At 69.3% G+C, this 25,344-nt stretch carries 26 protein-coding genes and 1 pseudogene; 13 read left to right on the forward strand and 14 right to left on the reverse strand.

The window, feature by feature from the left end:
- The first annotated feature begins 61 nt into the window (after positions 1–61).
- The 4 genes from HUX53_RS19480 (at position 62) to HUX53_RS19495 (ending at position 5,427) form a co-directional block, all read left to right on the forward strand.
- Positions 62–1,333, forward strand: a complete 1,272-nt coding sequence (locus HUX53_RS19480; protein WP_176404641.1) for an acetyl-CoA carboxylase biotin carboxylase subunit family protein — start codon at positions 62–64, stop codon at positions 1,331–1,333.
- 8 nt (positions 1,334–1,341) lie between these two features.
- A complete protein-coding gene (locus HUX53_RS19485; RefSeq protein WP_176404642.1) occupies positions 1,342–3,366 on the forward strand; it encodes a CocE/NonD family hydrolase in 2,025 nt (674 codons plus the stop codon).
- Positions 3,367–3,557: 191 nt separating this feature from the next.
- Entirely contained in the window at positions 3,558–4,724 is a 1,167-nt protein-coding gene (locus tag HUX53_RS19490) for a hypothetical protein (protein ID WP_176404643.1), read from the forward strand.
- Positions 4,725–4,800: 76 nt separating this feature from the next.
- Entirely contained in the window at positions 4,801–5,427 is a 627-nt protein-coding gene (locus tag HUX53_RS19495) for a DUF4189 domain-containing protein (protein WP_176404644.1), read from the forward strand.
- Here HUX53_RS19495 and HUX53_RS19500 read toward each other — a convergent pair.
- Complete coding sequence (locus HUX53_RS19500; RefSeq protein WP_176404645.1) at positions 5,402–5,854, reverse strand: ATP-binding protein; 453 nt, start codon at positions 5,852–5,854, stop codon at positions 5,402–5,404. The genes HUX53_RS19495 and HUX53_RS19500 overlap by 26 nt on opposite strands.
- A gap of 297 nt (positions 5,855–6,151) precedes the next feature.
- Between HUX53_RS19500 and HUX53_RS19505 the strand changes: the two genes are divergently transcribed.
- From HUX53_RS19505 to HUX53_RS19525, 5 genes are all read left to right on the forward strand, one after another.
- Positions 6,152–7,036: a helix-turn-helix transcriptional regulator gene (locus tag HUX53_RS19505; RefSeq protein ID WP_176404646.1), complete on the forward strand. Its 885-nt coding sequence runs from the start codon at positions 6,152–6,154 to the stop codon at positions 7,034–7,036.
- Positions 7,033–7,224 carry a DUF397 domain-containing protein gene (locus tag HUX53_RS19510; protein ID WP_176404647.1) on the forward strand — a complete coding sequence of 64 codons (192 nt, stop codon included), beginning with the start codon at positions 7,033–7,035 and terminating at the stop codon, positions 7,222–7,224. Before HUX53_RS19505 ends, HUX53_RS19510 begins: the two co-directional genes overlap by 4 nt.
- Before the next feature lie 78 nt (positions 7,225–7,302).
- Positions 7,303–7,431, forward strand: coding sequence for a DUF397 domain-containing protein (locus tag HUX53_RS43085; protein WP_176404648.1), 129 nt, complete (start codon positions 7,303–7,305; stop codon positions 7,429–7,431).
- 10 nt (positions 7,432–7,441) lie between these two features.
- Positions 7,442–8,089: a hypothetical protein gene (locus HUX53_RS19520; protein ID WP_176404649.1), complete on the forward strand. Its 648-nt coding sequence runs from the start codon at positions 7,442–7,444 to the stop codon at positions 8,087–8,089.
- Positions 8,090–8,215, forward strand: a complete 126-nt coding sequence (locus HUX53_RS19525) for a DUF397 domain-containing protein (RefSeq protein WP_176404650.1) — start codon at positions 8,090–8,092, stop codon at positions 8,213–8,215. It begins immediately after the preceding gene.
- 41 nt (positions 8,216–8,256) lie between these two features.
- On the opposite strand, the gene HUX53_RS19530 is transcribed toward HUX53_RS19525, so the two are convergent.
- Together HUX53_RS19530 and HUX53_RS19535 are read right to left on the reverse strand one after the other, a co-directional pair.
- On the reverse strand, positions 8,257–9,090 hold the full coding sequence (locus HUX53_RS19530; RefSeq protein ID WP_176404651.1) for a hypothetical protein: 834 nt from the start codon (positions 9,088–9,090) through the stop codon (positions 8,257–8,259).
- A gap of 26 nt (positions 9,091–9,116) precedes the next feature.
- A complete protein-coding gene (locus HUX53_RS19535) occupies positions 9,117–10,766 on the reverse strand; it encodes a PQQ-binding-like beta-propeller repeat protein (RefSeq protein ID WP_176404652.1) in 1,650 nt (549 codons plus the stop codon).
- Positions 10,767–11,319: 553 nt separating this feature from the next.
- Here HUX53_RS19535 and HUX53_RS19540 point away from each other — a divergent pair.
- Positions 11,320–12,213 carry an endonuclease/exonuclease/phosphatase family protein gene (locus HUX53_RS19540; RefSeq protein WP_176404653.1) on the forward strand — a complete coding sequence of 298 codons (894 nt, stop codon included), beginning with the start codon at positions 11,320–11,322 and terminating at the stop codon, positions 12,211–12,213.
- 54 nt (positions 12,214–12,267) lie between these two features.
- On the opposite strand, the gene HUX53_RS19545 is transcribed toward HUX53_RS19540, so the two are convergent.
- The 4 genes from HUX53_RS19545 to HUX53_RS19560 are packed head-to-tail and all read right to left on the reverse strand — an operon-like array spanning position 12,268 to position 15,672.
- Positions 12,268–13,191, reverse strand: a complete 924-nt coding sequence (locus tag HUX53_RS19545; RefSeq protein ID WP_176404654.1) for an ABC transporter substrate-binding protein — start codon at positions 13,189–13,191, stop codon at positions 12,268–12,270.
- Positions 13,192–13,208: 17 nt separating this feature from the next.
- Positions 13,209–13,895 carry an ABC transporter permease gene (locus HUX53_RS19550; RefSeq protein WP_309237319.1) on the reverse strand — a complete coding sequence of 229 codons (687 nt, stop codon included), beginning with the start codon at positions 13,893–13,895 and terminating at the stop codon, positions 13,209–13,211.
- On the reverse strand, positions 13,892–14,542 hold the full coding sequence (locus HUX53_RS19555) for an ABC transporter permease (RefSeq protein WP_176404655.1): 651 nt from the start codon (positions 14,540–14,542) through the stop codon (positions 13,892–13,894). Before HUX53_RS19555 ends, HUX53_RS19550 begins: the two co-directional genes overlap by 4 nt.
- Entirely contained in the window at positions 14,542–15,672 is a 1,131-nt protein-coding gene (locus HUX53_RS19560) for an ABC transporter ATP-binding protein (RefSeq protein WP_176404656.1), read from the reverse strand. Before HUX53_RS19560 ends, HUX53_RS19555 begins: the two co-directional genes overlap by 1 nt.
- Before the next feature lie 159 nt (positions 15,673–15,831).
- Here HUX53_RS19560 and HUX53_RS19565 point away from each other — a divergent pair, with 159 nt between their 5' ends.
- Positions 15,832–17,295: an aromatic amino acid ammonia-lyase gene (locus HUX53_RS19565; protein WP_176404657.1), complete on the forward strand. Its 1,464-nt coding sequence runs from the start codon at positions 15,832–15,834 to the stop codon at positions 17,293–17,295.
- A 6-nt stretch (positions 17,296–17,301) separates the two neighbouring features.
- Here HUX53_RS19565 and HUX53_RS19570 read toward each other — a convergent pair whose 3' ends face one another.
- Entirely contained in the window at positions 17,302–18,309 is a 1,008-nt protein-coding gene (locus HUX53_RS19570; RefSeq protein WP_176404658.1) for a LacI family DNA-binding transcriptional regulator, read from the reverse strand.
- A gap of 156 nt (positions 18,310–18,465) precedes the next feature.
- Here HUX53_RS19570 and HUX53_RS19575 point away from each other — a divergent pair, with 156 nt between their 5' ends.
- Complete coding sequence (locus tag HUX53_RS19575; protein ID WP_309237320.1) at positions 18,466–18,990, forward strand: cysteine dioxygenase family protein; 525 nt, start codon at positions 18,466–18,468, stop codon at positions 18,988–18,990.
- A 110-nt stretch (positions 18,991–19,100) separates the two neighbouring features.
- On the opposite strand, the gene HUX53_RS19580 is transcribed toward HUX53_RS19575, so the two are convergent.
- Both HUX53_RS19580 and HUX53_RS19585 read right to left on the reverse strand, forming a co-directional pair.
- Positions 19,101–19,472 (reverse strand): hypothetical protein, encoded by a 372-nt coding sequence (locus HUX53_RS19580; protein WP_176404660.1) that lies wholly within the window; start codon positions 19,470–19,472, stop codon positions 19,101–19,103.
- Positions 19,473–19,973: 501 nt separating this feature from the next.
- Positions 19,974–21,116 carry an acyltransferase gene (locus HUX53_RS19585; RefSeq protein ID WP_176404661.1) on the reverse strand — a complete coding sequence of 381 codons (1,143 nt, stop codon included), beginning with the start codon at positions 21,114–21,116 and terminating at the stop codon, positions 19,974–19,976.
- Positions 21,117–21,267: 151 nt separating this feature from the next.
- Between HUX53_RS19585 and HUX53_RS19590 the strand changes: the two genes are divergently transcribed.
- Positions 21,268–22,047, forward strand: a complete 780-nt coding sequence (locus HUX53_RS19590; protein WP_176404662.1) for an SGNH/GDSL hydrolase family protein — start codon at positions 21,268–21,270, stop codon at positions 22,045–22,047.
- Positions 22,048–22,050: 3 nt separating this feature from the next.
- Here HUX53_RS19590 and egtD read toward each other — a convergent pair whose 3' ends face one another.
- The 4 genes and pseudogenes from egtD to HUX53_RS19610 form a co-directional block, all read right to left on the reverse strand.
- The gene (gene egtD / locus HUX53_RS19595) at positions 22,051–23,004 is read right to left on the reverse strand and encodes an L-histidine N(alpha)-methyltransferase (RefSeq protein WP_176404663.1); all 954 of its coding nucleotides are present in this window, start codon (positions 23,002–23,004) and stop codon (positions 22,051–22,053) included.
- 11 nt (positions 23,005–23,015) lie between these two features.
- On the reverse strand, positions 23,016–23,750 hold the full coding sequence (egtC, locus tag HUX53_RS19600) for an ergothioneine biosynthesis protein EgtC (RefSeq protein WP_176404664.1): 735 nt from the start codon (positions 23,748–23,750) through the stop codon (positions 23,016–23,018).
- On the reverse strand, positions 23,751–25,106 hold the full coding sequence (gene egtB, locus HUX53_RS19605) for an ergothioneine biosynthesis protein EgtB (protein ID WP_255205417.1): 1,356 nt from the start codon (positions 25,104–25,106) through the stop codon (positions 23,751–23,753).
- Positions 25,097–25,264: pseudogene (locus HUX53_RS19610) on the reverse strand (ergothioneine biosynthesis glutamate--cysteine ligase EgtA); the annotation flags it as partial. The pseudogene HUX53_RS19610 and the gene egtB, both read right to left, overlap by 10 nt.
- Positions 25,265–25,344 lie beyond the last annotated feature (80 nt).

Raw genomic sequence — 25,344 nt, forward strand, 5'->3', positions numbered from 1 at the left:
CCGTTTAACCAGGCCGTTTGCGGAAACTTCCGACTACGAGGAGCACGCGGAGGGGGAACGCATGCCGCAGAACGTGTTCGTGCTCGGTTGGGACGAGCTGAACTTCCGGATGCTGCGAGAACTCCCCCACCCGGCGCAGTACCGGTTCCACCGCCTGCTCTCCCTGGAGGAGCTGCGGCACGGAGAGATCGACTTCGACCGGCTGCTGGACCGGGCCGGGTCGGTGCTGGACGCCTTCGACGGCCCGGTCGATGCGATCATCGGGTTCCGGGACTTTCCGATCACGACGATGGTCCCCGTCCTCTGCGCGCGATACGGGCTGCGCAGCGCCACCCTCGAATCCGTCGTGAAGTGCGAGCACAAGTACTGGAGCCGGCTCGTGCAGCGCGAGGTGATCGATGAAAAGCCGGCGTTCGGCCTGGTGGATCTGGAAGCCGACGAAGCGCGTCCTCCGCCGGGAGTCCGCTTCCCGATGTGGCTGAAGCCGGTGAAGTCGATGGCCTCCGTACTGGCGTTCCACGTCCGGGACCGGGACGAGTTCGCCCGCGCGGCCGCCGTGATCCGCGAGGAGATCGGATTCACCGGCAGGCCGTTCGAGTCCGTCCTGTCCCGGCTCGACCTGCCACCGGAGATCGCCGAGGCCGGCGGCAGCGCATGCCTGGCCGAGGAGTCGGTCGACGGAGCCCAGCTCACCCTTGAGGGCTGGGCCTCCGGCGGGAAGGTGCACGTCTACGGCGCCGTCGACTCCCTCCTCTGCCCCGACCGGCCGAGCTTCCTGCGCTACCAGTACCCGTCGTCCCTGCCCGGCGAGGTCATCGAGCGCATGACCGACATCAGCGCCCGCGTGATCAAGCACATAGGGCTCGACTCGACGACGTTCAACATCGAGTTCTTCTGGGACCGCGGCACCGGCGCGATCAACCTGCTGGAGGTGAATCCACGACACTCCCAGTCGCACGCTCCGCTGTTCCTGTACGTGGACGGCGCGCCCAACCACCAGTACATGGTGCGGCTCGCGCTCGGACTCGATCCGGAGTTCCGGCCGGGCGGCGGCGATCACAACGTGGCGGCCAAATGGTTCATCCGCCGCTTCACCGACGGCGTCGTCCGCCGCGTCCCCTCGGCAGAGGAGATCGCGGCGGTCGAGTGGGAGTTTCCCGGAACGATCGTGCAGATCTCCGTCGAACCCGGCGTCCGCCTGTCCGACCTTGCCCTGCAGGACAGCTACAGCTACGAACTGGGACACATCTACATGGGCGCCGAGAACGAGCGGGAACTGGAGGCACGATACGCGCGGTGCCTGGAGCGCCTGACGTTCCAGTTCGACGAGTAGGGGACGCGATGCGCGAGGTGACGTCGCTGCCGCACGCGATACGGGAGGATGAGCACGTCTGGATCCCGATGTCGGACGGCGTGCGGCTGTCGGCGCGGATCTGGCGCCCGGTGGCGTCCGACGAGAACCCGGTGCCCGCGATACTGGAGTTCATTCCCTACCGCAAGCGGGACCTCACCGCGGTCCGCGACTCCATCCACCATCCGTACATGGCCGGTCACGGCTACGCGTGCGTACGGGTCGATCTGCGCGGTACGGGCGACTCCGAGGGCGTCCTCACCGACGAGTACCTGGAGAGCGAGCTGCTGGACGCCGAGGAGATCCTCGCCTGGCTCGCCGACCGCACCTGGTCGAGCGGGCGCGCGGGCATGATGGGCATCTCCTGGGGGGGCTTCAACGCCCTGCAGGTCGCGGCCCGCCGCCCGCCGAGCCTGGGCGCGATCGCCGCGCTCTCCTTCAGCGACGACCGCTACGCCGACGACGTCCACTACATGGGCGGCTGCCTGCTGACCGACAACCTGTCCTGGGCGTCCACGATGTTCGCCTACACCTCGTGCCCGCCGGATCCGATGATCGTCGGCGAGCGGTGGCGCGACATGTGGCACGACCGCCTGGACTACAGCGGGCTGTGGCTGGAGCAGTGGCTCCGGCACCAGCGCCGCGACGCCTACTGGCGGCACGGCTCGGTCGCAGAGGACTACTCCGACGTCCAGTGCCCGGTGCTGGCGGTGAGCGGCTGGGCGGACGGCTACTCCAACGCGGTCTTCCGCGCCCTCGCCAACCTCGAGGCGCCCGTGCGGGGGCTCATCGGCCCCTGGTCCCACAAGTACCCCCACCTCGGCGAGCCCGGTCCGGCGATCGGCTTCCTCCAGGAGCTGGTGCGGTGGTGGGACCACTGGCTGAAGGGCGTGGACAACGGGATCATGGACGAGCCGAGCCTGCGCATCTGGATGCAGGAGACCGTGCCGCCCTCCACCACGTACGTGGAGCGGCCGGGCCGCTGGGTCGGCGAGCCCGGCTGGCCGTCCCCCCGCATCCGGGTTCACCGCCATCCGCTGGGACGCAACCGCATCGCCCCCGAGGGCGAACGTGTGCAGCGCGAGGAGCTGACCATCGAGTCCCCGCTCTCGGTGGGGCAGTTCGCCGGCAAGTGGTGCTCCTACAACGCGCCCCCGGATCTGCCGTACGACCAGCGCGAGGAGGACGGCGGCTCGCTCGTCTTCGACAGCGAGATCCTCGACGAACGCTGCGAGCTCCTGGGCGCGCCCGTCGTGCGCCTGGTGCTCGCCGTCAGCCGCCCGCAGGCCATGGTCGCCGTACGCCTGTCGGACGTGGCGCCGGACGGCCGTGCCACCCGCGTCACCTACGGCCTGCTCAACCTCACCCACCGCACCGGACACGAACTTCCCCGGCCGCTCGTCCCCGGACGGCGCTACCAGATACGCGTCACGCTGAACGGCATGGCGCACGCCTTCCCGCCCGGGCATCGCATCCGCCTTTCGATCTCCACCTCCTACTGGCCGCTGGCCTGGCCCCCGCCCCGCCCGGTACAGCTGTCCTTGTTCACCGGGGCGTGCCTTCTCGACCTGCCGGTCCGCCCGGTCGGGGCTCCCGGCGAACCGGACGTCGGCGCGTTCGGCGAGCCGGAGGGGACGCCGCCCGTCGCAACCACCCAGATCCGGCCGCACAAGGAGAGATGGACGGTCTCCCGCGACATGGTCGGTTACGAGTCCGCCCTCGAGGTGATCAAGGACCTCGGGGTGTCGCGGCTGGAGGACATCGATCTGGACATCGCCCGTCGCGCTGAGGAAGTCTACGGATGGACCGGAGACGACTTCACCTCGGTATTCGGGGACGTCGAGTGGACAATGCGGTTCGTCCGGGGCGGCTGGGATGTCAGCACGGTCAGCCGGACCAAATTGACCTCGACGGAAACGGACTTCCTCCTCCATGCCGAACTCGACGCATACGAAGGGGACCTCCGCGTCCATTCCCGCAATTGGACCATCACCATCCCGCGTGACCAGCTCTGATCCGTGGCGGAGGCTCCAGACGCAATGCCCGCCGACGGCCGTCTCCGCCGCCCGGACCGATCATGTGTTCGATGAGCACTCCATGGAGATCTTGTTGAACGACCGCTCCGCTCCTTTGGGATTAGGGGCCCCACTCCGGTGGGTACGGTGGGCGATGCCTGTTGACCGCGGCGACCTGGGGGAGGGTCGGCATGGATCTCGTGACGCGAGCCGATCTGGTGGAGTTGACGCAGCGAGAGCCAAAGGACGCGCATGTCTCGCTCTTCATCCCGACAGACCGTTCCAGCACGCCCATGAGCGTGCAGGCCGACCGGATCGCTTGGCGCAATCTGCTGACCGGAACGGAGTCCGTGCTCTCCCAGCAGGGCATGCGTGCACCGGATATCGCGGAGTTGCTCGCCCCGGCGTGGGACTTGCACAAGGACGAAGTCGCGTGGCGGTATATGAGCGACGGACTCGCGCTCTTCCTGCGACCGGGCTGGCATCGAAGCTTCCGGGTACCCGTCGGGCTGCCGGAGGTCGGGGCCGTCGGGGACCGATTCATCATCGGCCCGCTGCTGCGCATCATCGCCTCTGACCGGCATTTCCTGCTGCTGGCGCTGAGCCAGCAGCAGATACGGGTGCTGGACGCCAGCATGCAGCGGGTCGATGAACTGGAGCTGCGCGACGTCCCCACCAGCCTGCGGGAAGTGATCGAACCGCCGGAGGCGCGCTCGGACACCATGGCGCGGCTGACGTCCGGCGGTGCGGGCGGGCCGGGGAGACGCGCCGTGTTCTACGGGCATGCCGCCGCCGAGAAGCACCATCAGAAGGAAGAGGCGCGGCAGTTCCTGCTTCGGGTCAACGAAGGGCTGCGGGAATATCTCGGTGACCAGGACCTGCCCATGGTGCCCATGGGCCTGGACTACCTGGTGGCGATGTACCGGGAGGTCAACACCTATCCGCACCTGACGGAGGAGTCGGTCCTGCACAACCCGGACCGGCTCTCCCCCGAGGAGCTGCACGCCGCGGCATGGCCCGTCATCGAGAGCATCGCCGACCGGCAGGCTGGCGAGGCGCTGGATCGATTCGCGGATCTGCACGGTACCGGGTACGCCTCCGCCGACCCGGGAAAGATCGAACAGGCCGCCGAGCAGGGGCGGGTGGACACGCTCCTCCTCGGTGATCAGGCATGGTGCTGGGAAGGGCTGCCGAGCACCGTCCCGGTGGTCCGGCTCGGCGCCGGCGGACCCACCGCCCGCTGCGAGCAGCTCGACCGGACGGCCGGCGACACCCTGGCCCGGGGAGGCCGGCTCTTCGTCTCCACGGCGCCGGAGATCCTCGACGGCAGCGACGCCGTCGCCATCTTCCGCTACTGAGGGACCCACGTCCCGGACCCGGACAGGCGGATGGACCCGGTCTGGGTCCGCCTGTCCGTCCGAGGTGGGAATCGCTATGATCTTCCGGATATCGACGAGTTCGGGGGACTCAGCGTGCACCCACCACCACGACCGCCGTACGGCGGCGGCCCACCCGCGTTCGGGCCGCCCCCCCGGCCCCCGGCCGCGGGGCGGCGGCAACGCCATGGTCATCGTCATCGTGGCCGTCACGGCATTCATGGTGCTGATCGGCGGCGGCGTCTTCCTGTTGTCGGGGGACGACTCGGACGACGACCCGCAGATCAGGCCATTGGCGGCGACGCCCACGGACTCGGACCGGCCGACCCGGCCCACCTACAGCCCGCCGTCCCTGCCCACCTCGGAGCCGACCACCCGGGAACCCACGTACTCGCCGCCGCCGAGGAACTACGGAGCCATCGCCGTGGGACGCAACGGCGCCATCGGCAAGGCTTGGGACTACAAGTCCGTGGCCACTGCCAGGCGGCGGGCGCTGAACGAGTGCAAGACCTCCGGCTGCAAGGTCCTCACGACCTTCGTCAACGGTTGCGGCGCAGTGGCGTACAACTCCAGGACCAACAGGTACTGGGACGGCCATGGCGACACGCGGGCCGCGGCCCAGAGAAACGCGATCTCCAACGCGGGCGGCGGCCGCACAGTCACCTGGGTCTGCACCACGCGGTAGAGGGCTCGTCGTCCGTACGGGGGAAGGTGGCGCGGATCGTCCGGCCCTCGGGGGTGCCGGTCCACGACCAGCTGGCGGCAAGGGCGTCCACGGTGAGCAGGCCGCGCCCGCCCTCCGCCAACTCGGCCAGGTTCCGCAGCTTGGGCTCGCCCGAACCGCCCTGGTCGGTGACGTAGACGATGATGCCGGCGACGTCCATGCTGATGTCGATGGTGAACCGGCCGCCGCCTTCGCCCGCCCGGGTGTGCCGGATCGCAATGACCGCCAGCTCGTCCAGGACGAGGAGGACGTCGTCCAGGGCCGGGAAGTCGACCAGCAGATGTGCGGCGAATGCCCGAACGAGCCTGACTTGTTCCGGCTTGCCCGGAAACTCGCGCCGCCAATACATCGGAGCCTCGCGTTCGGCGGGGACGGTAACGGCCAGCATTGATCACCTCTCGGGACGTTGTGTCATCGGCCGTTCCGTCTTCAGTAACCGCCCGAATCCGGTGTGGAAAAGGACGAGGTCAGCACCCCGCCCGGCACCCCGGCACGCCGCACCCCCGAACGTTCGCCCTCGTTTACGTAAACGAACGGAACACCGCACCGGATGAGCGTTCATCTCACTTCGCGTGTTCGAACCGCGCGGCCATCGAAGACACGCTCGGAGATCGCGTGATAACACAGAGTTGAAACGCTGACTCCCCCGGTCAGCGCCGCCCCCGGCCGCCCCAGGAGGTTCCCGGTGACCAGCCCGTTCGTCCGCCGACGCCGCCTCGCCACCGAACTCCGGACCCTCCGCGAAGAGCGCGGCATGACCGCCGACGAACTGGCGGGCCGCATCTACCGCTCCCGCATGACGATCTCCAAGCTGGAGAACGCCCGCTGCCGCCCCGACGTGGGAGACATCATCAAGATCCTCCAAGTCCTTGACGTCACCGGTGACAAGTGGCATGAGACGATCAAGATCGCCGGCGAGGCTGCCGAACGCGGGTGGTGGGACACCTACGGCGACGCCATGGGCGTCCGCCAGCGCATGTACGCGAACATCGAGTCGGGGGCCGCCACCATCCGCGGCTACAACCAGTTCACGCTTCCTGGCCTCCTCCAGTGCCCGGAGTTCACTAATGCGCTGATCGAGATCGACAGGTTGGAGGGGGCGCAGATCGAATACGATCCAGGCCGCAGCCTGGCCGCTCGTCAGCGCAGGCAAGAAGTGGTCTTCAGGTCGGGCGGCCCCTATTTCGAGAACATACTGGACGAGTTCGTCCTGAGGCGGCTCGCCGTCCCGGCCCGCGTCCTGGCAGCCCAACTCCGCCACATGGTCGACGTGCTCACTCGCGAGCCGCACTTCACTGTTCTCGTACTACCGACGGACGCCCGGCTCTCTCCAGGGCGCTTGCCGGAGTCGGGATATATGATCTACACGTTCACCGACCCGGAGGACCCTACGATCGCCGTTGCCGAGAGCGTGAGTTCATGCACCGTCCACGCTTCGCCAGAGGAAGTGGCAAAGTATGAGCGTCTCCACAATCGGCTCCGGGAGGCCACCCTTCCAGCCTTGGAGAGCATGTCGCTCCTGGCGGAAACGGCCGACCGGCTAAGTGAACAGGTGAGCCACGGGCAATGAAAACCCAGTACAGCGGCTGGCGCAAGTCCAGTCACAGCACTCCAGACTCCGAATGCGTCGAAGTCGCCCGCTCCCCCCGGGGCACCATCGGCGTACGCGACACCAAGCAGGACGGCACGGGCCCCATCCTCGACTTCACCCACCGAGAGTGGGCAGCCTTCATACGCACCCTCCGCACCCACGACTGACCACAGACGACCCACACCTGGCCGGACGGCTCTGCGCGGACACCTGGACAGAACCCACCTGGCTGACAAGATCGAACCATGAGCACCTCTTTCAGCCACTGGCGCAAGTCCAGCCACAGTGCTCCCGATGGCGAGTGCGTCGAAGTCGCCCGCTCCCCCAAGACTCGGGCGACAAGCGGTCGGCGTTCCCCAAGGTCCGGGTGGTGACGGTCAGCGAGTGCGGCTCGCACGCGGTCGTGGACGCCGCCATCGGCGGGCAGGCCGACGGGGAGCAGACCCCGGCCCGGCGTCTTTTTATCCGCGGCTGGACTCACGCTGGCTGCTGATCGCCGACCGCAACTTCTACAACTGGGCCGACTGGACGCGTGCCGCCGACACCGGCGCGGCGCTGCTGTGGCGGGTCAAGTCAACCCTGTTGCTGCCGGTGCTGACCACCCTGCCCCACGGCTCCCACACCGCGCTGCTGGTCAACCCCGCCATCAAGGGCAAGGCCCGCACCGCGCTCATCGAGACCGCCCGCGCCGGCGAACCCGTCGACCACGAGCAGGCCCGGATCGTGCGGGTGATCGAGTATCAGGTGCCCGACCGGGAAGGCGACGAAACCGGCGAGCTGATCTGCTTGATCACCACCATCCTCGAACACGGCGTCGTCCCGGCGATGACGAACTCGCCGCCGACATCACCGCCAAGCGCAACCTCAATCCCGAGCGCCGGCACCGCTCCTACCCCGGCGTGGTCAAACGCGCCCGCCACAACTCCTACCGGGTCAAACGCCCGGGCGACACCGGCACCCGCCACGACGGGCCCTCCACCATCGAACTCGTCAACGCCCCCTGACCCTCGCAGCATGATCACCTTACGCTAAGTGGCATCGCCCCAAGGCGCCATCGGCGTGCGCGACAGCAAGCAGGATGGCGCCGGCCACATCCTCGGCCTCTCGCCCCGCGAGTGGGCCATGCTCCTGCGGGCCGTCCGTTCTGCCAAGGTGTAGCAAGCGAGACCGTCCTTTGGTCCGTGTGCTCGCAAGAGCGCTCATTGCGGATCGGTCGACGTCGAGCCCGGTAGCACGGCCTTGTAGGTGTGCAGGTAGCGCTTGGCCTTTCCGGTCAGCGCGAACGGCGTTCCCGGGCGCTCGTCCACGACCTTGGTTCGGACGTTGGATGATTCCTGATAATCGATCATGAGATGCCATCGGCAGTAGTGGCGAACGGCCTTGAAGTCGAAGGACAGGGTCTGCCGCTCGTCCTTCTTGAGGTCCACGTTGAAGCCGGGGAACTGGTCGCCGTCGGTGCGGACGACCTTGGGAGCCGGGCTGTCCAGATCGACGGTCATCTTGGCCACCTGATCCCGGCCTCCTTGGTGGGCGATCTCAAGGTATGTGCCATCCAGCGGAGGGCCACAGCGGTCTACGAGCCCGATATGCGGCTTGAGTATCGTCACCGGCTTCTGACTGAGCCCCGTGAGGGCCACGTCGACGTGGAGGCTCTCGACCGCGGCGCCGTGCTGGCGTGCGAGCAGCGCGGAGGTATCGAATTCCTCACCCTTGATCAGCATGGCCAGGTCCGGTCCGTCGGCCAGCAAGGTCGGTAGGGCCAGGCCGGGAGGGCTGGCGTAGTCCACCGAGACCGTCGCGGTGAAAGGAGTCGCGGGCTCGGCGATGTGATTGATCACTCTGCTGGTGGCGTCGGTGGTGAGCGCGGACAGTCCCGCGCCGAGACCCGCTATCACCACGGCGGTCAGAACGGCTCCCGTCCAGGCCAACTGGCTCTTGTACCACGGGCGTTTCTGCTCCGGCGCGGCTGGACGGGACCTGCCGTTCCTCGCGCGATTGTTCCGCCGGTTTCTCTTCTTCTTGTTCGATCCCATGATCTCTCCGTCGTCCGTGAGGCCGATCACGCCGCGCAGCTGTGCACATGAGAGGCGATCTTGCGCGCCAGTTCCGGAAGGATCTGCGGAGGCCCCGTCGAGCCGACTCTGAGGATCGTGCAGCCGACACGCATATAGAGGGTCTGCTTGTCCGGTGATCCGTAGCCGCCTGACGTCTTCTCGGCGAAGGCCTCGTCACCTGCACCGGAGATATCACCCACGATGGTGTACGCCTGCCGGTGAAGGTCGGCGAAGAGCTTCTCTGCCTCGGCGGCGGTGGCACCTACCCAGCCCACTTCGATGGATACGACCACGGGATCAGTGCCGGAAAGCAGGTAGTCGCAGCCCACCGTGTGGACGAGTTTCGGAGCAGTCGCACCGTAGCGCTGCGGCTGGACGGAGTATGCGGAGCCAAGGACAGCGGGCAGTTCACCGGCGGGGAGGATGGAACAGGCGTCCGGCCAGCCTCGCGGTACTGCGCCGCCGGAGAACGGTGAGGCGTCTTCCGTGCGATAGGCGATGATCGCCGTCTTCTCGCCCTGTCTGAGCGCCAGATAGAGCAACCCGTGGCCGGCGGCCGCGGCGTTGACACCCTGCGCCGTGACCGGAAGTGCGGTGAAGCCCACGGTCCCCTTGCGCAGGTCAATGGTGACGAGCGCCAGCGGCAGGAGAGGACGCGGAAGCTGCACTACCGCGTACATGCGTTCCCCGGAAACCGACATGAACTGTGGTGCGGCGGGCAGCGACCGCCTCCAGAGCCGTTTATGGGAGCGGAGATCGATGCCCTCCAGCGCGGTAGCGCCGTCCTGGGTGGAACGGGCGGTCATGACCGTCGTCTTCGAGGCGACGTAGCCACATAGGCAGTTCGGAGGGATGTTCGCCACGTCGGCACCGGACTTGCCGTCGTAGAGAGACAGCCCTCCGTCCACGGATGAGGCGACCAACCCGTCATGGGAGGTGACGTCCACGCCGGATTCACCGAGCGGTTCCCCTGGCAATGTGCGTTGCCAGCGGACACGTCCTGTCGCATCGTCCAGCGTGATGATCCTCATCTGCCCTCCTGCGCATTCCAGGAGCAAGGGGACGACATCCGGATCGCCGTACCGGTCTTCTCCGGCCGGCGCCCGGAGTTCACAGCCGGAAGGGACCTGAAAGTGCCACTCAGGCCATCCGGTACGGCGGGAGATCCCTGTGACCTCTTGTCCTTCGGACAGGACGAGGTGGGCACCGGCGATGCTGACGATGTCCCTGCCGGGCGGCAATACGCTCGTCCAGAGTTGCCCGCCGCCTTTCGCTCTGCCGGCCGTGAGTAGGTTCTGGCCGGTCCGGCTCAGGGTGGCCACCACGATGCCATCGTTGCCGGTGACCGTGCCGGCCGTGTAGTAGGAGGGCCAGTCCTGCCAGCGCAGAGCACCGTCCAAGGGATTGAGGACGATGACTCTCCCCGGACTCCCGTCATCAGTGGTCGTCGCGAGCAGGGAGTCGGACTGCGGGTCGTACCGCAGTCCGGAGAAGTCGATCTCGCCGTGCTTCCAGACCTGCACAAGACGGCCGGCCGCCGGTCCCTGATCCGTGCTCGCAGAGCGATGAGTCGAGCCAAGAACGATCAGCGTCGCCCCTCCGATGATCAGAAGGGCCGTCAGTGCCACCGAACACGCGGTCTTCCATTTATTCACCGTCGGCTCCCCCAACTGGCGAACGACCTCAAAGGGTCGCCTTCTGGCGCGCGGGCAACGAACGGCAAATATGCACGAGACTCGTTCGATAGGCCCGGCCACCGAAGTCCGCTGTGATGTTATTCGACTGGAATATTAAAAGGCAGGCCGTTGCGCCGACTACGCACTGAATGGCCGAGTGTGGCCGCGCGGGCGTCCAGGACCTGGGCGGCAAAATTGGTCGCAAGCCGTCCCTATCAACCACAAACCCCTCCCCGTTTCTGGGGCGGCGGCTCACCCTGCAAACTTGACGCTCCTCCTTGCTCTGTCTTCTGGCTACCCGGTGCTGCGGCGCGGGACCGGGCGCCTCGATGATCAGGGCATCCCTCCTGCTCGGCGACGGCGTCGACGATGGTGAGGCGCCGGTCGGCGGCGGCATGGGCACGGAGCCAGGTCCGCAGTTCGGCGGCGCGGGCGGCCCCTCCGCAGACGGTCACGGCGACCCGCCGTCCCATTTGTCCATCGAGTTCGGCTCGACACCTCGATCTATTCTTGGAGTGGCGGGAGGGGACCCATGCTCGGATGTGTCCTGCGGCGGCGGTGGTTCTTGCCGGGGGTCGCGGCCGGGGTGGCGTTGCTCGTCTCCGGGTTCGTGCTGGCCGAGCCCAGGGCGGACGACGACGGGACGGTCCGCGTCATGACGTACAACCTGCGTGGCGTGAACGACCCGCCGCCCAGGGATTGGAAGACCCGGCTCCCGCTCGTCGAGCACCTGCTGCACGAGCATGAGCCTGACCTGCTGGGCGTCCAGGAGGCGCGGTGGTATCAGATGCGCGACCTGGCCCGGGCGCTGCCCGAGTACGGCTGGGTCGGGCTGGGGACGCAGGGCGGCACCCGCGACCAGTTCCTGTCGATCTTCTATCGGAAGCAGCGGTTCGAGGTCCTCGACTTCGACCATTTCTGGCTCTCCGACACCCCGTCCGTCATCGGCTCGGCCACCTGGGGGAACGGATACGTCCGGATGGTCACGTGGGCCAAGTTCCGCGACCGGCGCACCGGCACGGTGATGTACCAGGCCAACACGCATCTCGACAACATGTCGGCTGATTCGCGGGTGAAGAGCGCCCGGCTGATCCTCGATCGGGTGCGCAAATTCCAGGCGGGCGTTCCCGTTGTGCTGACCGGTGACTTCAACTCCGCCGCCGGGACGTCACCGGTGTACTCGATCCTCACCGGGGCCGACGCCTTCCAGGACACATGGACAACCGCCGCCAAGCGCGGCCCGCTGTACCGCACCGAGAACCACTGGCTCCCGCCGGAAAAGGACGGCAAGCGGATCGACTGGATTCTTGCGCGCGGCGCCGTCCGCACCGTCTGGACCGAGATCGACCCCTACCGGGACGGCGAGGTCTACCCCTCCGACCACGATCCCGTCATCGTTCACCTCAAGATCGGCCAAGGAGAGTAGGCACGCGAAAGCCCGCCGCCCCGTGAAGGACCGCGGGCTTCCCGGTTACGCGTGTCAGACCAGGCCGGACTTCTGCAGCCAGTCCTTGGCGACCTTTTCCTGGTCGTCCTTGTCGATGGCGATGCGCTGCATCATGTCCAGGAGGTCCTGGGTGGTGAGCTTGGCGGAGACGGCGTTCAGCGCCGCCTTCGCCTGGTCGTTCACGGCCGACTTGTTGACCAGCGGCGTGACGTTCTGGGCGCTGAAGACGTTCTCCGGGTCTTCGAGGACGACCAGCTTGTTCTGCTGAATGGTCGGGTCGGTGGTGAACAGGTCGGCGGCCTGGATCTTGTTCTCGGTGAGCAGCTTCACCAGGGTGGCCTGCGCGCCGGCGTCGAACGGCTGGAACTTCTTGAATTCCAGGCCGTAGGCCTCCTTCAGGCCGACGAGGCCCTGCTGCCGGGTCTTGAATTCGGACGGGCCGGCGATGACGAGGTCCTTGGCGACCGGCTTCAGGTCGGCGATGGACTTCAGGTCGTACTTGGCGGCCGTCTGCGGGTTGACGGTGACGGAGTCCTTGTCCTCGGCCTCGGCCGAGTTGAGGATCTCGACCGACGGCGGCAGTTTCGCCTTCAGTTCGGCGTTGATCTCCTCGGTGGTGGCGGCCTTGCTCTTCTCGTCGACCGACGTGGTCAGCAGGGCGCCGTTGTATTCGGGCATCACGCTGATGCCGCCCTTGACGACCTGGTCGTAGTAGATCTCCCGGGCGCCGATGTTGAACTTGCGGGTGACCTTGATGTCCTTGGCCTCAAGGGCCTGCGCGTAGATCTCGGCGAGCAGGTTGCTCTCCGGGAAGTTGGCGCCGCCGACGGTGACGGTGCCGCTCTTGCCGCCGCCGGCGAGCGGGTTGTCGCTGTCGCCGGAGTCCCCGCCGCCGCAGGCGGACAGCGCCAGGGCGGCCACGAGGCCGATCGCCGCGCCACGGATGAGTTTCTTCATTGTTCTTGGTCCTTCGGTCAGGAGGAACGGGCGGAGCCGAGCAGACCCGGCGAGATCACGACGCGGCGCAGCGCCGCGAAGACGAGCTGGACGATCAGGGCGAGCAGGACGACGAGCACGGTCCCCCCGATGACGAGCTGGTAGTCGTTGCGGGCCAGCCCGTCGATGATGTAGCGGCCGAGGCCGCCGAAGCCGGGATAGGCGGCGATGGTGGCGGTGGCGACGACCTGGATCGCGGACGTGCGGAGCCCCAGCAGGATCAGCGGCAGCGCCATCGGCAGCTCCGCCCGCCACAGCACGCCCCAGCCGGTCATGCCCATGCCGCGCGCCGCGTCCTTCGCGTCGGCGTCGACCCCGCGGATGCCCTCGTAGGTGTTCACCAGGATCGGCGGGACGGCCAGCGCCACCAGCGCGATCAGCACCGGCGTGATGCTGTACTCGATCACGACGATGAACAGGATGAGGCCGAAGGTCGGGATCGCGCGGGCGAAGTTCGCGAGCGTGATCGCCAGGAAGCCGCCGCGGCCGGTGTGGCCGATGAGGAGGCCGAGCGCCAGGCCGATCACGGCGGCGAACGCCAGCGACACGCCGCTGTAGTAGATGTGCTGGAGCAGGCGGTGCGGGATGCCGTCGGCGCCGTGCCACTGGGACGAGGCGGTCAGCCACGTCCAGAACAGGTCGAACTGGCTCCACAGGTCGTTCACGCGGACGCTCCCCGGGCTCGGGCCCACGGGGTGAGCACGCGTTGGACGATCACCAGGATCGCGTCCGTGACCAGGGCCAGCAGGATGATCAGGACGGTCGCGGCGACGATCTGCGTCTGGAACTGGAGCTGGTAGCCGCGGATGATGTCGGCGCCGAGCCCGCCCTGCCCGATCAGCTGGCCGACGGCGACGAGGCTGATGGACGAGACGGCGGCGACCCGCGTCCCGGCGATGACGATCGGCACCGCGATCGGCAGCTCGACCTGCAGGAGCCGGCGCAGCGGCCCGAAGCCCATCGCGGTCGCGGCCTGCCGGACGGGGTCGGACACCGACGCCAGCCCGTCCACCACGTTCGGGACGAGCACCGACAGGCTGTAGAGGGTCAGCGGGATCATCACCGTGGCCGGGTTGAGCCCGGTGTAGTCGATGAACAGCATGAACAGCGCGAGCGACGGGATCGCGTACAGCACGTTCGCCAGCGTCAGCGCGGGCGGATAGAGCCAGCCCCAACGGCGGCACAGCACCCCGACCGGCAGCGAGATGAGCAGCCCGAACAGCACCGGTAGCAACGCGAGCCGCAGGTGCAGGACGGCGTGCTCGCCGAGTGAGTCGGTGTGCTCGCCGATCCAGCCCCAGTCGATGTCCATCAGCCGCCCTCCTTCGCGAGGGACGGCGCCTCCGGCTCGACGTCCGTGCCGGAGCGGGCGATGGCGGCGCTCAGGTCGTGCTGGTCGGCGACGCCCACCAGCCGCCCGTCGCCGTCCACGCTCACGGCGCGGCCGGACGGGGACAGGATCGCGGCGTCGAGCGCGGCGCGGACGGAGTCGGTCTCGACGTCGAACGTGTGCCCGATCGGCGCGAGCCGCGCGTCCCCGAGCACGCCGGAGGACGGCAGGACGTCCGCTGAGGCCCAGCCCAGGGGACGCCGGTCGCCGTCCACGACCAGGACCCAGCCGTCCGACGGCGCCTCCGACACCGGCGCATCGGCCGAAACGACATCCCGCTCGTTCAGCGGCACCGCAGAGGACGGGACGAACGACAGCCGCCGGATGCCGCGGTCGTGCCCGATGAAGCCGGCGACGAAGTCGTTCGCGGGCCGGGCGAGGAGGTCCTCGGGGCTGTCGATCTGAACGAGCTTGCCGCCGGTCTCGAACACCGCGATCCGGTCGCCGAGCTTGATGGCCTCGTCGATGTCGTGGGTGACGAACACGATCGTCTTGTGCAGCTCGTCCTGGAGGCGGAGGAACTCGTCCTGCAGTTCGGCCCGGACGACCGGGTCGACGGCGCTGAACGGCTCGTCCATCAGCATGATCGGCGGGTCGGCGGCGAGCGCCCGCGCGACGCCGACGCGCTGCTGCTGGCCGCCGGACAGCTGGAACGGGTAGCGCCGGGCCATCGACGGTTCGAGCCCGACCCGCTCCATCAGTTCCAGCGCCCGCGCCCGCGCCTTCTTCTTGTTCCAGCCGACCAGGTACGGGACGGTGGCGATGTTGTCCTGCACGGTGCGGTGCGGGAACAGCCCGGCGTGCTGGATGACGTAGCCGATGCCGCGGCGCAGCTCGGCGGGCTTGCGCTCGCGGACGTCCCGCCCGTCGATGAGGACCCGGCCGGACGTCGGGTCCACCATGCGGTTGATGGTGCGCAGCGCCGTGGTCTTGCCGCCGCCGGACGTGCCGACGAACACGGTGATGCGGCCCGTGGGGCAGTCGAGGCTGACATCGTCCAGGGCGACGGTGCCGCCCGGGTAGCGCTTGGTGACGCCCTCAAAGGTGATCAACGATTCACGTCCTCGTTGGGCGCCCGCGACGCCGATGATCGATTTCGGCCTTCTACCCAACCGTAACCAATGGGTACGGTCACCTCGGTGTCCCAGCTTGTCCGGAACGTCGGTTCCTGAGCATAACTACCGGTAAACCGGGGAAAGTAGCGCTGCCGCGTGGAGAACAGCCGAATCGTTATCGACGGAACCGCGCTCACCTGCGCGCAGGTCGTCCGCGCGGCCCGCGGAGATGTGACAGTTGCCATAGGCGCGGACGGTGCCGGCCGGGCGCGCGCCGCCTGGCGGGCCGCCCGCGAGATCGCCGCCGCGCAGCCGGTGTACGGGCGGACGACCGGCGTCGGCGCCAACCGCGTCGTGGACGTGGAGTGGGAGGACTCCGACGCGCACGGCCTGCGCCTGCTGCGCAGCCACGCGGCCGGGGCCGGGCCGCTGGTCGCGCCGGAGATCGTCCGGGCGATGCTGACGGTCCGGCTGAACCAGATCGCGGCGGGCGGGTCGGGGGTGGAACCGGGCGTGCTGCAGGCCCTCGCGGACGTCCTCAACCTGGGCCTCCTTCCTCCGGTGCCGGTGTACGGGGCGATCGGCACCGGCGACCTGACCGCGCTGGCGTCGACCGCGCTGTGCCTGCTCGGCGAGCGGGCCTGGCTGGCGGGGCCGGACGGCGTCCAGGAGCGCGGCCCCGGCTACCGGCTGCACTCCGCCGACGCGCTCGCGTTCATCAGCTCCAACGCGGCCACGCTCGGGGAGGCGGCGCTCGCGGTCGCCGACCTGCGGGAGATGCTGCGCGCGTCCACGGTCGTCGCGGCGCTGTCGCACTTCGCCGTCCGGGGCTCGGGCGAGCCGTACGCGCAGCCGGTGCAGGACGCGTGCCCGCACCCCGGCCAGCAGGACGCGGCGGCGGCGATGCGGGCGCTGCTCGCCTTCGACCAGCCCGCGCCGATGCGCATCCAGGACCCGTACGGCTACCGGGCGTTCCCGCAGGTCCACGGGCCGGCGCTGGAGGCGGCCGGGTACGCCGAGGCGGTCGTCACCCGGGAGATCAACGCCGCCGCCGAGAACCCGCTGGTGGACGCCCCAGGCCGGACGGTCTGGCACAACGGCAACTTCCACACCGCCTACGTCGGCCTCGCGCTCGACTCGGCCCGCGCCGCGCTGTTCCAGACGATGGCGCTCGCCGCCGCCCGCCTCGGGACGCTCGCCGAGCCGTCGTTCACGGGCCTCTACCCCTTCCAGGGCGCCACCGAGGCGTCGTCCGGGATCATGATCCTGGAGTACGTGGCGCACTCGTGCCTCGCGGACGTCCGGCGCCTCGCGACCCCGGCGGCGCTCGGCAGCGCGGTGCTGTCGCGCGGCGTCGAGGAGCACGCGGGCTTCTCCACCCAGTCGGCGCGCGCGACGACCGACGCCGTCGCCGCCTACCGGCTCGGGCTCGGCTGCGAGCTGGTCGCCGCCGTCCGCGCGCTGCGGATGCAGGGCCGGTCGCCGTCCGGCGGGCCGCTCCGGGCGGCGACCGACCTGGCCGGGACCGTCCTCGACCCGCGCGTCGAGGACCGCCCGCTCGACACCGACATCGCCGCCGCGGCGGACCTCCTCCCCCGGCTGGCCCGGCTCCACCCGTAACGCCCCTTACTCCGGCGCGCCGCACGTGGACGCGCGGACGCGCAGCGCCGGTTCGCGCACCACCCGGCGCTTGCGCGGCTTGCCGTCGATGACGTCCACGACGAGCCGGACGGCGGAGTGGACGATGCCGTCGATGTCCCAGTCGACGGTGGTGAGCGGCGGGGTGAGCAGCGCCGACATCGGATGGTTGTCGTACCCGCAGACCGCCACGTCGCCGGGCACGTCCAGCCCCAGCTCGCGCGTGGCGGCGTACACCCCGTAGGCGATCGAGTCGGCGAAGCAGAACACCGCCGACGGGCGGTCGGGCCCGCCGAGCACGCGCAGCGCGACCTCGGTGGCCTCGGCGAGCGCCTGCGGGACGACCACCACGTCCACCCGCAGGCCCAGCCGCTCGGCCTCGGCGTTGACGTGCACGTCGGCGGGACGGTCCGGAGTGCTCGCGCGCGTCGGCGTGAACACGGTGACGCGCTGGTGGCCGAGGCCGCGCAAGTGCTCCAGCGCGAGCGTGACGCCGCGCCGGTTGTCGAACACGACCTCGCCCTGCGCCTGCCCGCCGTGCAGCGCGTCGCCGATGGACACGACCGGGATCGCCGCGGCCAGCTCCGACCACAGCGCGGCGGACGGGTCGAGCGGCTGGACGATCAGGCCGTCCACCCGCTGGTCGCGGAGCCGCCGCGCGAGGGCCAGCTCCCGCTCGGGGTCGCCGCCCGCGTCCACGATCAGGGCGTAGCGGTCGCGGGCGAGCAGCGCCCGGCCGATGCCGACCGCGAGGGACTGCTGCCAGTAGTCCTCCAGCGATCCGCACAGCAGCCCGACCTGGTCGGTGCGGCCGCTGGCCAGGGCGCGCGCGATGGGATGCGCCTCGTAGCCGAGCTCGTCCGCCGCCGCGCGGACCCGCTCCTGCGTCTCCTCCGACGTCTGGATGCCGCGCAGCGCGTACGACACGGCCGCAGGCGACAAACCGGTCGCCTGCGCCACTTCCCGGATGGTCGCGCGCTTGCGCTTCTCCGACATCCCTCCAACCCTAGAGGCCGCCGCCGACAGAGCAATGGACCCGCACTTGACGGCATGGCCCCTGAAGCGGTTCACTGAAACGGTTAACTGATGCGGTTCAGTAGCCGTGTTCAGGGGCTACGCCGCGCCCGACGACAGAATGGAAAGGAGCGAACCGTGTCCTCCGAGGTCCTGCCCCGCGCCGCCGGCTTCGAGAACCTGCCCGGCCGTCCCCTCGACAAGCGCGAACTGCGGGAGCTGGTCGACGACCTGGCGGAGCGGCCCGGCCTGTGGCGCCAGCACGTCGCGTTCCCCGCGGGCCGCCGCCACTACGCGTCCCTCCACCGCGACGAGCACGTCGACGTCTGGCTCCTCTGCTGGACGCCGGAGAACGACACCGGGTGGCACGACCACGACATCTCGTCCGGCGCCGTCCGCGTCGTCGCCGGCGCCATCGAGGAGAACAACCCGCGCATCGGCGGCGACCCCCTGCGCACCGTGGTCAAGGAGGGCGGGTCCTTCTCCTTCGGCCCCGACCACATCCACCGGCTCACCGGCGTCGAGGAAGCGAGCGTCTCGATCCACGCCTACTCGCCGCCGCTGGACCGCCTGGGCCAGTACTCCATCGACGAGTCGGGCGTGATGCGCCGCCTGTCGGTCACCTACACCGACGAACTGCGCCCGCCGGACGCCCCGGCCTGACGGGACCGTTCCAGAACTGGAGCCCTCCGGCGGGCCCGACCGGGGGAACGCGGGCCCGCCGGAGGAACGCGCCCGGCCGAAGCCCGCTCACACCGGCCGGACGCTCACATTCAGTTCAGCGCCCGCCCTCCCCGAAGTGTCACACCCCCGAGCCAATGGTCGGTGAGGGCGCATACGGCGACGATTACGGCGAAGCAGACGCTCACGCCTCTGAGGAGGCCCGCTTCGTAGTACTGGTCCGTCATCATGCGGACGGCCGCGTAACCGGCCGCGCCGCCGACGAGCAGGGCGACCGCAGCCTGGACGGCCCAGAGGGCGAGGCGGCTCCTTCGCAGGTCGGCGAGTGCCTCGCGGAGTGCGCATCCGGCAGCGGCGAGGAAGACGACCAGGGCCGCCGCCACCGCGATGAGCGGGGTGCCGAAGTTGACGCCGTAGCGGACGGCCAGAGCCGGGACGAAGAAGAGCAGCAGCGCCCATCGCAAGCCGGCGGCCCGTCCTCCTCCTGCCTGGCCAGCCACTGAAGGAGGAACGGCGTCAGCACTGCCGAGCAGGCGCGGATCACGATGTCGTCGACCGTGTAGGGGTTGCGCAGATCCCACTCGACCACGCAGAAGACGAACGTGTAGGAGAACGACGCCGCCCACACCAGCCACGAACTCGCCAGACGCCGATACAGGCCGCGATCCAGCCACCGAAGGACCGTTACGTAGGCGAGTAGACCGAACGGTAGTTCAAGGAACGCCTGCACCCGCAGGAGGGACGGCGCAAGCAGTTCGGGCTTCGGGAAATGCTCTGCCAGGCCGCGCATGGCCGAACCGTCCGCGAGCGCGAAATAGCCCTCCGGCAGGTACTTCCCGATGAACGTCGTATCCCCACCGTGGACGCGCAGCACGTACACGGTGAAGAGCACCTGGTTCAGGTAGACGAGCGCGACCACCAGGGCGAGGAACGTCTCTGGACGTGCCCAGCGGCGTCCCCCCGGTTCAGTTCTGCGTCGCGTCAACCGGGGTGCGGCCACGAGGCTCAGCAGCGTCGAGACCAGCACCGCTCCATTCACCACGACCGACAAACCTAGACGGTTCCGCCGAACGACGCAGGGGCTCCAGCGACGCGCGCAGACGAGCACGCATCCATGCCGCACCCGGACATTCGACCAAGCGATGAACGGCGTACGCGCTCAGCAGAGACGCCGCCAACACCACGCCGAGGGCTGCCCACTTGTCCAACCTCGGGTAGAACGCGTCCAACAGGGGCAGCGCCAGTTGCGAGTGGACGAGATACAGCGGATACGTAAGCGCCCCAAGGACGGTCAGCCGAGACCATCGCAGACGCCGCAAACGACCGGTCGCCACCAGGATCATCACGGCGAAGATGCCGGTGATGACGGCACTGACCGCGATCTCGTCAGCACCCCGGAAGACGTGTTCCCCGCGCCACGCCCCCCAGTGCAGGGCCAGCAGGTAGGACGCGGCAACGTACCCCCAGAGCAGCAGCGTGGGCCCGAACCTGTGAATCATGTAGAGCGCCATGCCGGCGATGAAGTAGCAACTCCAGGTGGGGACCAGCATCACCTGCAGGAACTCGTTGCCCGCCTCGTCGGCGAAGACGCCCCCGAGCATCCACGCCGCCATGAAGACCAGGCACGAGCGGTAGGTGATCCCGATGCTCGCAAGGACGGCGACGAGCACATAGAAGTGCAGCTCCACCCAAAGCGTCCAGTAGACGGCGTCCACGTTCTTCAGGCCCAGCCCGCCCTGCAGCATCGTGAGGTTCGGCAGGACGAGCCCCGGCACACCGTGCCCCTGCCTGAACACCGCGTACACGACCGCACCCAGCAGCACGCTCACCCAGTACGCAGGCATCAGCCTGACCAGCCGCGACACACCGAACGCGCCCGGCCCGCGCCCCCACGCGCTCATCAGGATCACGAACCCGCTGATCACGAAGAACAGGTCCACACCGAGATACCCGAACCGGGTGACCGCCGCGACCTCGGGAAACACGTCGCGCGCGGGCGATGGCCACGGCCCGGCACCGCCGAACCCGGTGAAGTGGTACAGCACCACCGCCAACGCCGCCGCGAAACGCAGCAGGTCCAGTTCGCTCAGCCGCTCCCGTCCACTCACCGCCGAACCGTCCCGCCCCACGATGGCCCGCGCCGATCCCCAAGGTGAGCCCACGGTGAACGGACGGTGTAAACCGCGTCGTGCCCCCGCCACGGGCGGCGGATCAGTAATATGCGGGAGGCATCCCCTTGGAACGTATGGGTGGTCTTCCATGACATCTCGCCGCGGCCGACGCGGCGCGGCGATTCTGGTGCTGTGCCTGAGCCTGGTGGCGGTCTTGTCGGCCACCGGCTGTTCCGTGCTCGCTGGTTCGGTGCACAAGCCGGCCGCGGCGGACGGGCCCGGGAAGGGCGCGCCGGAGGACGGTGAGGCCCGCGAGGCGCCGTCCGTGGTGATGTTCCTCGGCGACAGCTACACGGTCGGCGACCGGGGCGTCCAGCCGGAGACGACGTACGCGTCCGCGACGGCGCGGCTGCTCGGCTGGCAGGTGATCGTCGGCGGGCGCGCCGGGACCGGGTTCGTCGCGAAGGGGCGGGGGACGGAGGCGTTCCTCGGCCTGTTCGAGAGCCAGCTCGGCTGGCGGCCCGCGCCCGACATGCTGATCGTGTCCGGCGGCCACAACGACTGGCGGTACCCGGCGCCGCAGGTCGCGGCGGCGGCGCACCTGCTGATCGAACGCGCCCGGCAGCGCTGGCCCGGCACGCACATCGTGCTGATCGGGCCGCTGTGGGGCACGGGGGCTCCGGTGCCGGGCGCGGTCGCCGTCCGGGACGCGCTGAAGGGCCTCGCCCAGCAGCTCGGCGTCCCGTTCGTCGACCCGATCGGCGAGAAGTGGATCACCGGTGACCTGCTGACGGGCACCGGCAACGCGGCGCGGCTCATCAAGAAGGACCGCACCCATCCGAACCCGGCGGGCCACCGGTACGTGGCGACCCGCCTGGCCGCGGACGTCGAGCGGATGGGCCTCGCCCACCCGGTCCGGAAGGGCTGAGCGTCAGGCGGCGGGCCTGGCGAGGGTGAGGGAGAAGTCGCCGCCGGGGTCCGTCCAGAACTCGGCGATCTCCATGCCGGCGGCGCCCAGCTCGGCCTCCAGGCGGTCCCGCCGGAACTTGGCGGAGATCTCGGTGCGCATCTCCTCCCCGGCCGCGAACGACAGGTCGAGGTCGAGGCCTCCGATGCGGACGTGCTGGTCGCGGACGGAGCGGAGCCGCATCTCGATCCACTCCTCCGCGTCGTTCCAGGCGGCGACGTGCTCGAACGCGTCCGGGTCGAAGTCGGCGTCCAGTTCGCGGTTGATGACGTAGAGGACGTTCCGGTTGAACTCGGCGGTGATCCCGGCCGCGTCGTCGTAGGCGCGGACGAGGCGTCCGGCGTCCTTGACGAGGTCGGCGCCGAGGAGGAGGAAGTCACCGTCGTCCATGGTGGCGCGGACGCCGCCGAGGAACCCGATCCGCTCGGCGGGCGGCATGTTGCCGATCGTCCCGCCGAGGAAGGCGATGAGGCGCCGCTCGCCGCCGGGCAGGAGGGGCAGGTGCTGCTCGTAGTCGGCGACGACGGCCCGGACGGTCAGGTCCGGATGGTCGGCGGCGATCCCGGCGGCGGCCTCTTCGAGGAACTCGCCGCTCACGTCGACCGGTACGTAGGAGCGGAGGGTGCCGGAGAGGGCGTCGAGCAGGAGGCGGGTCTTCTCCCCCGATCCGGCGCCGAGTTCGAGGAGGGTCTTGGCGCCGGTGGCGGTGGCGATGTCGGGTGCGTGCACGACGAGGATCTCCCGTTCGCGGCGGGTCGGGTAGTACTCCTCCAGTTTGGTGATCTCCTCGAAGAGCGCGCTGCCGCGCTCGTCATAGAACCACTTGGGCGGCAGGGTCTTGGGCGTGCCGGTGAGCCCCTCCCGGACGTCCTGGCGGAGCGTCTTGGCGAGGTCGTCGGCGGTCAGGAACCGATCCACGTGGTTCTCCTTCAGAGGGAATCGATGCGGACGCCGGTGGCGGGCCCGGCGGTGACGAGCGAGCCGTCGGGGACGTGCCGCCAGCCGGGGACGTCGTCGAGCGGCTCGGACGCGATCCGGACCGCGTCGGCGTCCTCCCGGACGAACAGGGAGTCGCCCCACGTCGTGGCGGCCAGCGATGTGCCGTCGGAGGCGAGCAGGTTGTAGCGGCCGGGGGCGAGCGCGGTGATCGCGGTGATGACGGCGGCGAGGCCGTCGCCGAGCGGCAGGCCGTCCCGCCAGTGCCGGACGGCGAGCGCGAACAGCGGCGCCGAGTCGACGGGCGCGCGGGCGTCCGGCATTTCGGCGACGTCGCCGGCCAGTTCGCGGAGCTTCGACTCGATGCCGCCGTAGCCTTCGATCTTGCCGTTGTGGCTGAACAGCCAGCGTCCGGCGCGGAACGGCTGGGCGCACGACTCGTCCACGGGGAACCCGATCGTCGCCGACCGGATCGCCGCGACCGCGCATGATGCATGTACGGCACCGGCGACCTCGCGGAACGACTGGTCGGTCCAGAGGGGCTGGGCGCGGCGGAACCGGACGGGCTCGCCGTCCTGGTACCAGCCGACGCCGAACCCGTCGGCGTTCAGCAGGTTGCCTTGCGTCATGCGCGGCGCGTACGCCTGGGTCTCCAGCGAGTACTCGCCGTCGTAGATGAGCGAGTGCAGGGTCTGTGGCGGGCCCAGGTAGCCGAGATGGCGGCACATTCAGCGCCCCTCCCCTGGCGTCCGGGCACAACGGAAACCGGAGAAGATCTGCCGTCGGATGGGGTAGTCCCAGTTGCGGAAGGACCCGCGTATGGCGAGCGGGTGCGTCGCCCAGGAGCCGCCGCGCAGAACCTTGTATTCGGGGCCGAAGAAGACTTCCGAGTACTCCTTGTAGGGGAACGACCGGAAGCCGGGGTAGCCGTGGAAGTCGGACGACGTCCACTCCCACACGTCCCCTAGGAGACGCCGCACTCCGTAGGCCGAGGCGCCCGACGTGTAGGAGCCGCTCTCGGACGGGTGCAGCGTGCGCTGCCCGAGGTTGGCGCGGCCCTCCTCGTACACCTCGCCCCATGGGTAGCGCCTTGAGTGCTGCGTGGCCGGATCCCAGCGCGCGGCCTTCTCCCACTCCGATTCGGTCGGCAGACGCTTGCCTGCCCACCGCGCGTAGGCGTCGGCCTCGTACCAGCACACGTGTTGGACGGATTCGCCGGGCGGGACGGGTTCCGTCCGTCCGAACCGGCGTCGCACCCACTGTCCTCCTTCCCGGTCCCAGAAGGCGGGGGCGCGCTTGCCGCTGCTGTTGCGCCACTCCCATCCGGTGGGGTCCCACCAGCGCGGGTCGTCGTAGCCACCGGCTTCCATGAAGGCGATGTAGGCGGCGTTCGTCACCGGCTCGACATCGATGTAGTACGCGGGCAGGTCGACGAGGTGCACGGGACGTTCGTTGTCGTACGCCCATGGGTCGTCCGAAGTACCCATCTGGAACGGGCCAGCCTCGATCAATACCTCGTCTGCCACGGAACCTTCGGCAGGCTTCTGCAGCGCCTCGGCCACCGGATCGAGTAGCGCGGGAGCGCCCTTCCGTAGCTGATGGGTGGCGAGCATGGTCTCGTCGTGCATGTGCTCGTGCTGCACGACCATCCCGTACACGAACCCACCCGAAGTCAGCGGATTCGCCGTGTCGAACCGTGCGGACGAGAGCGAGTCGAGAACCTTGGCGCGGACCGTCCCGATGTAGGAGCGGGCCTCGTCCGGTGGCAGGAGCGGCAGTGTCGGCCGTTCGGAGCGCGGATGCTCGAACGCGTCGTACAGGTCGTCGATCTCCGGGCGCATGGCCTCCTGGCCCGCCGCCGCGCGCAGCAGCCACAGTTCCTCGTAGTTGCCGACGTGGGCGAGGTCCCACACGAGCGGCGACATCAGCGGCGACACCTGCGTGGTGAGGTCGTCCTTGGCGAGGACGTCGGTGGTGAGGCCGAAGCTGCGGTCCCGCACAGCGCCCAGCTCATCGGCGATCAGTTCTTTGAGCGCGGCCTCGTCGTGCATGTCGATCGGGCCCGGGGAGCTTGTCAGGGCCATATCTCGTCCTCCTCGGACAGGGGTGTTGGGGCGTCGTCGTCGGCGGGGCTGCGTCCCTGTTCGACGTACCGGCGGGCGTACTCCTCGACCAGCGGGACGAGCCCGGACGCGCCGAGCCGCGGCAGCGCGTCGAGGGCGGCCGTGAAGCAGGTCCGCGCGGCGTGGTGGCCCTGGACACATCTGTCCCCCGCCACAACAGTGCGCAGTGAGCACGTCTGGATCGCCCACCATTTTCACA

Source organism: Actinomadura sp. BRA 177 (assembly GCF_013372625.1).
Lineage (GTDB): Bacteria > Actinomycetota > Actinomycetes > Streptosporangiales > Streptosporangiaceae > Spirillospora.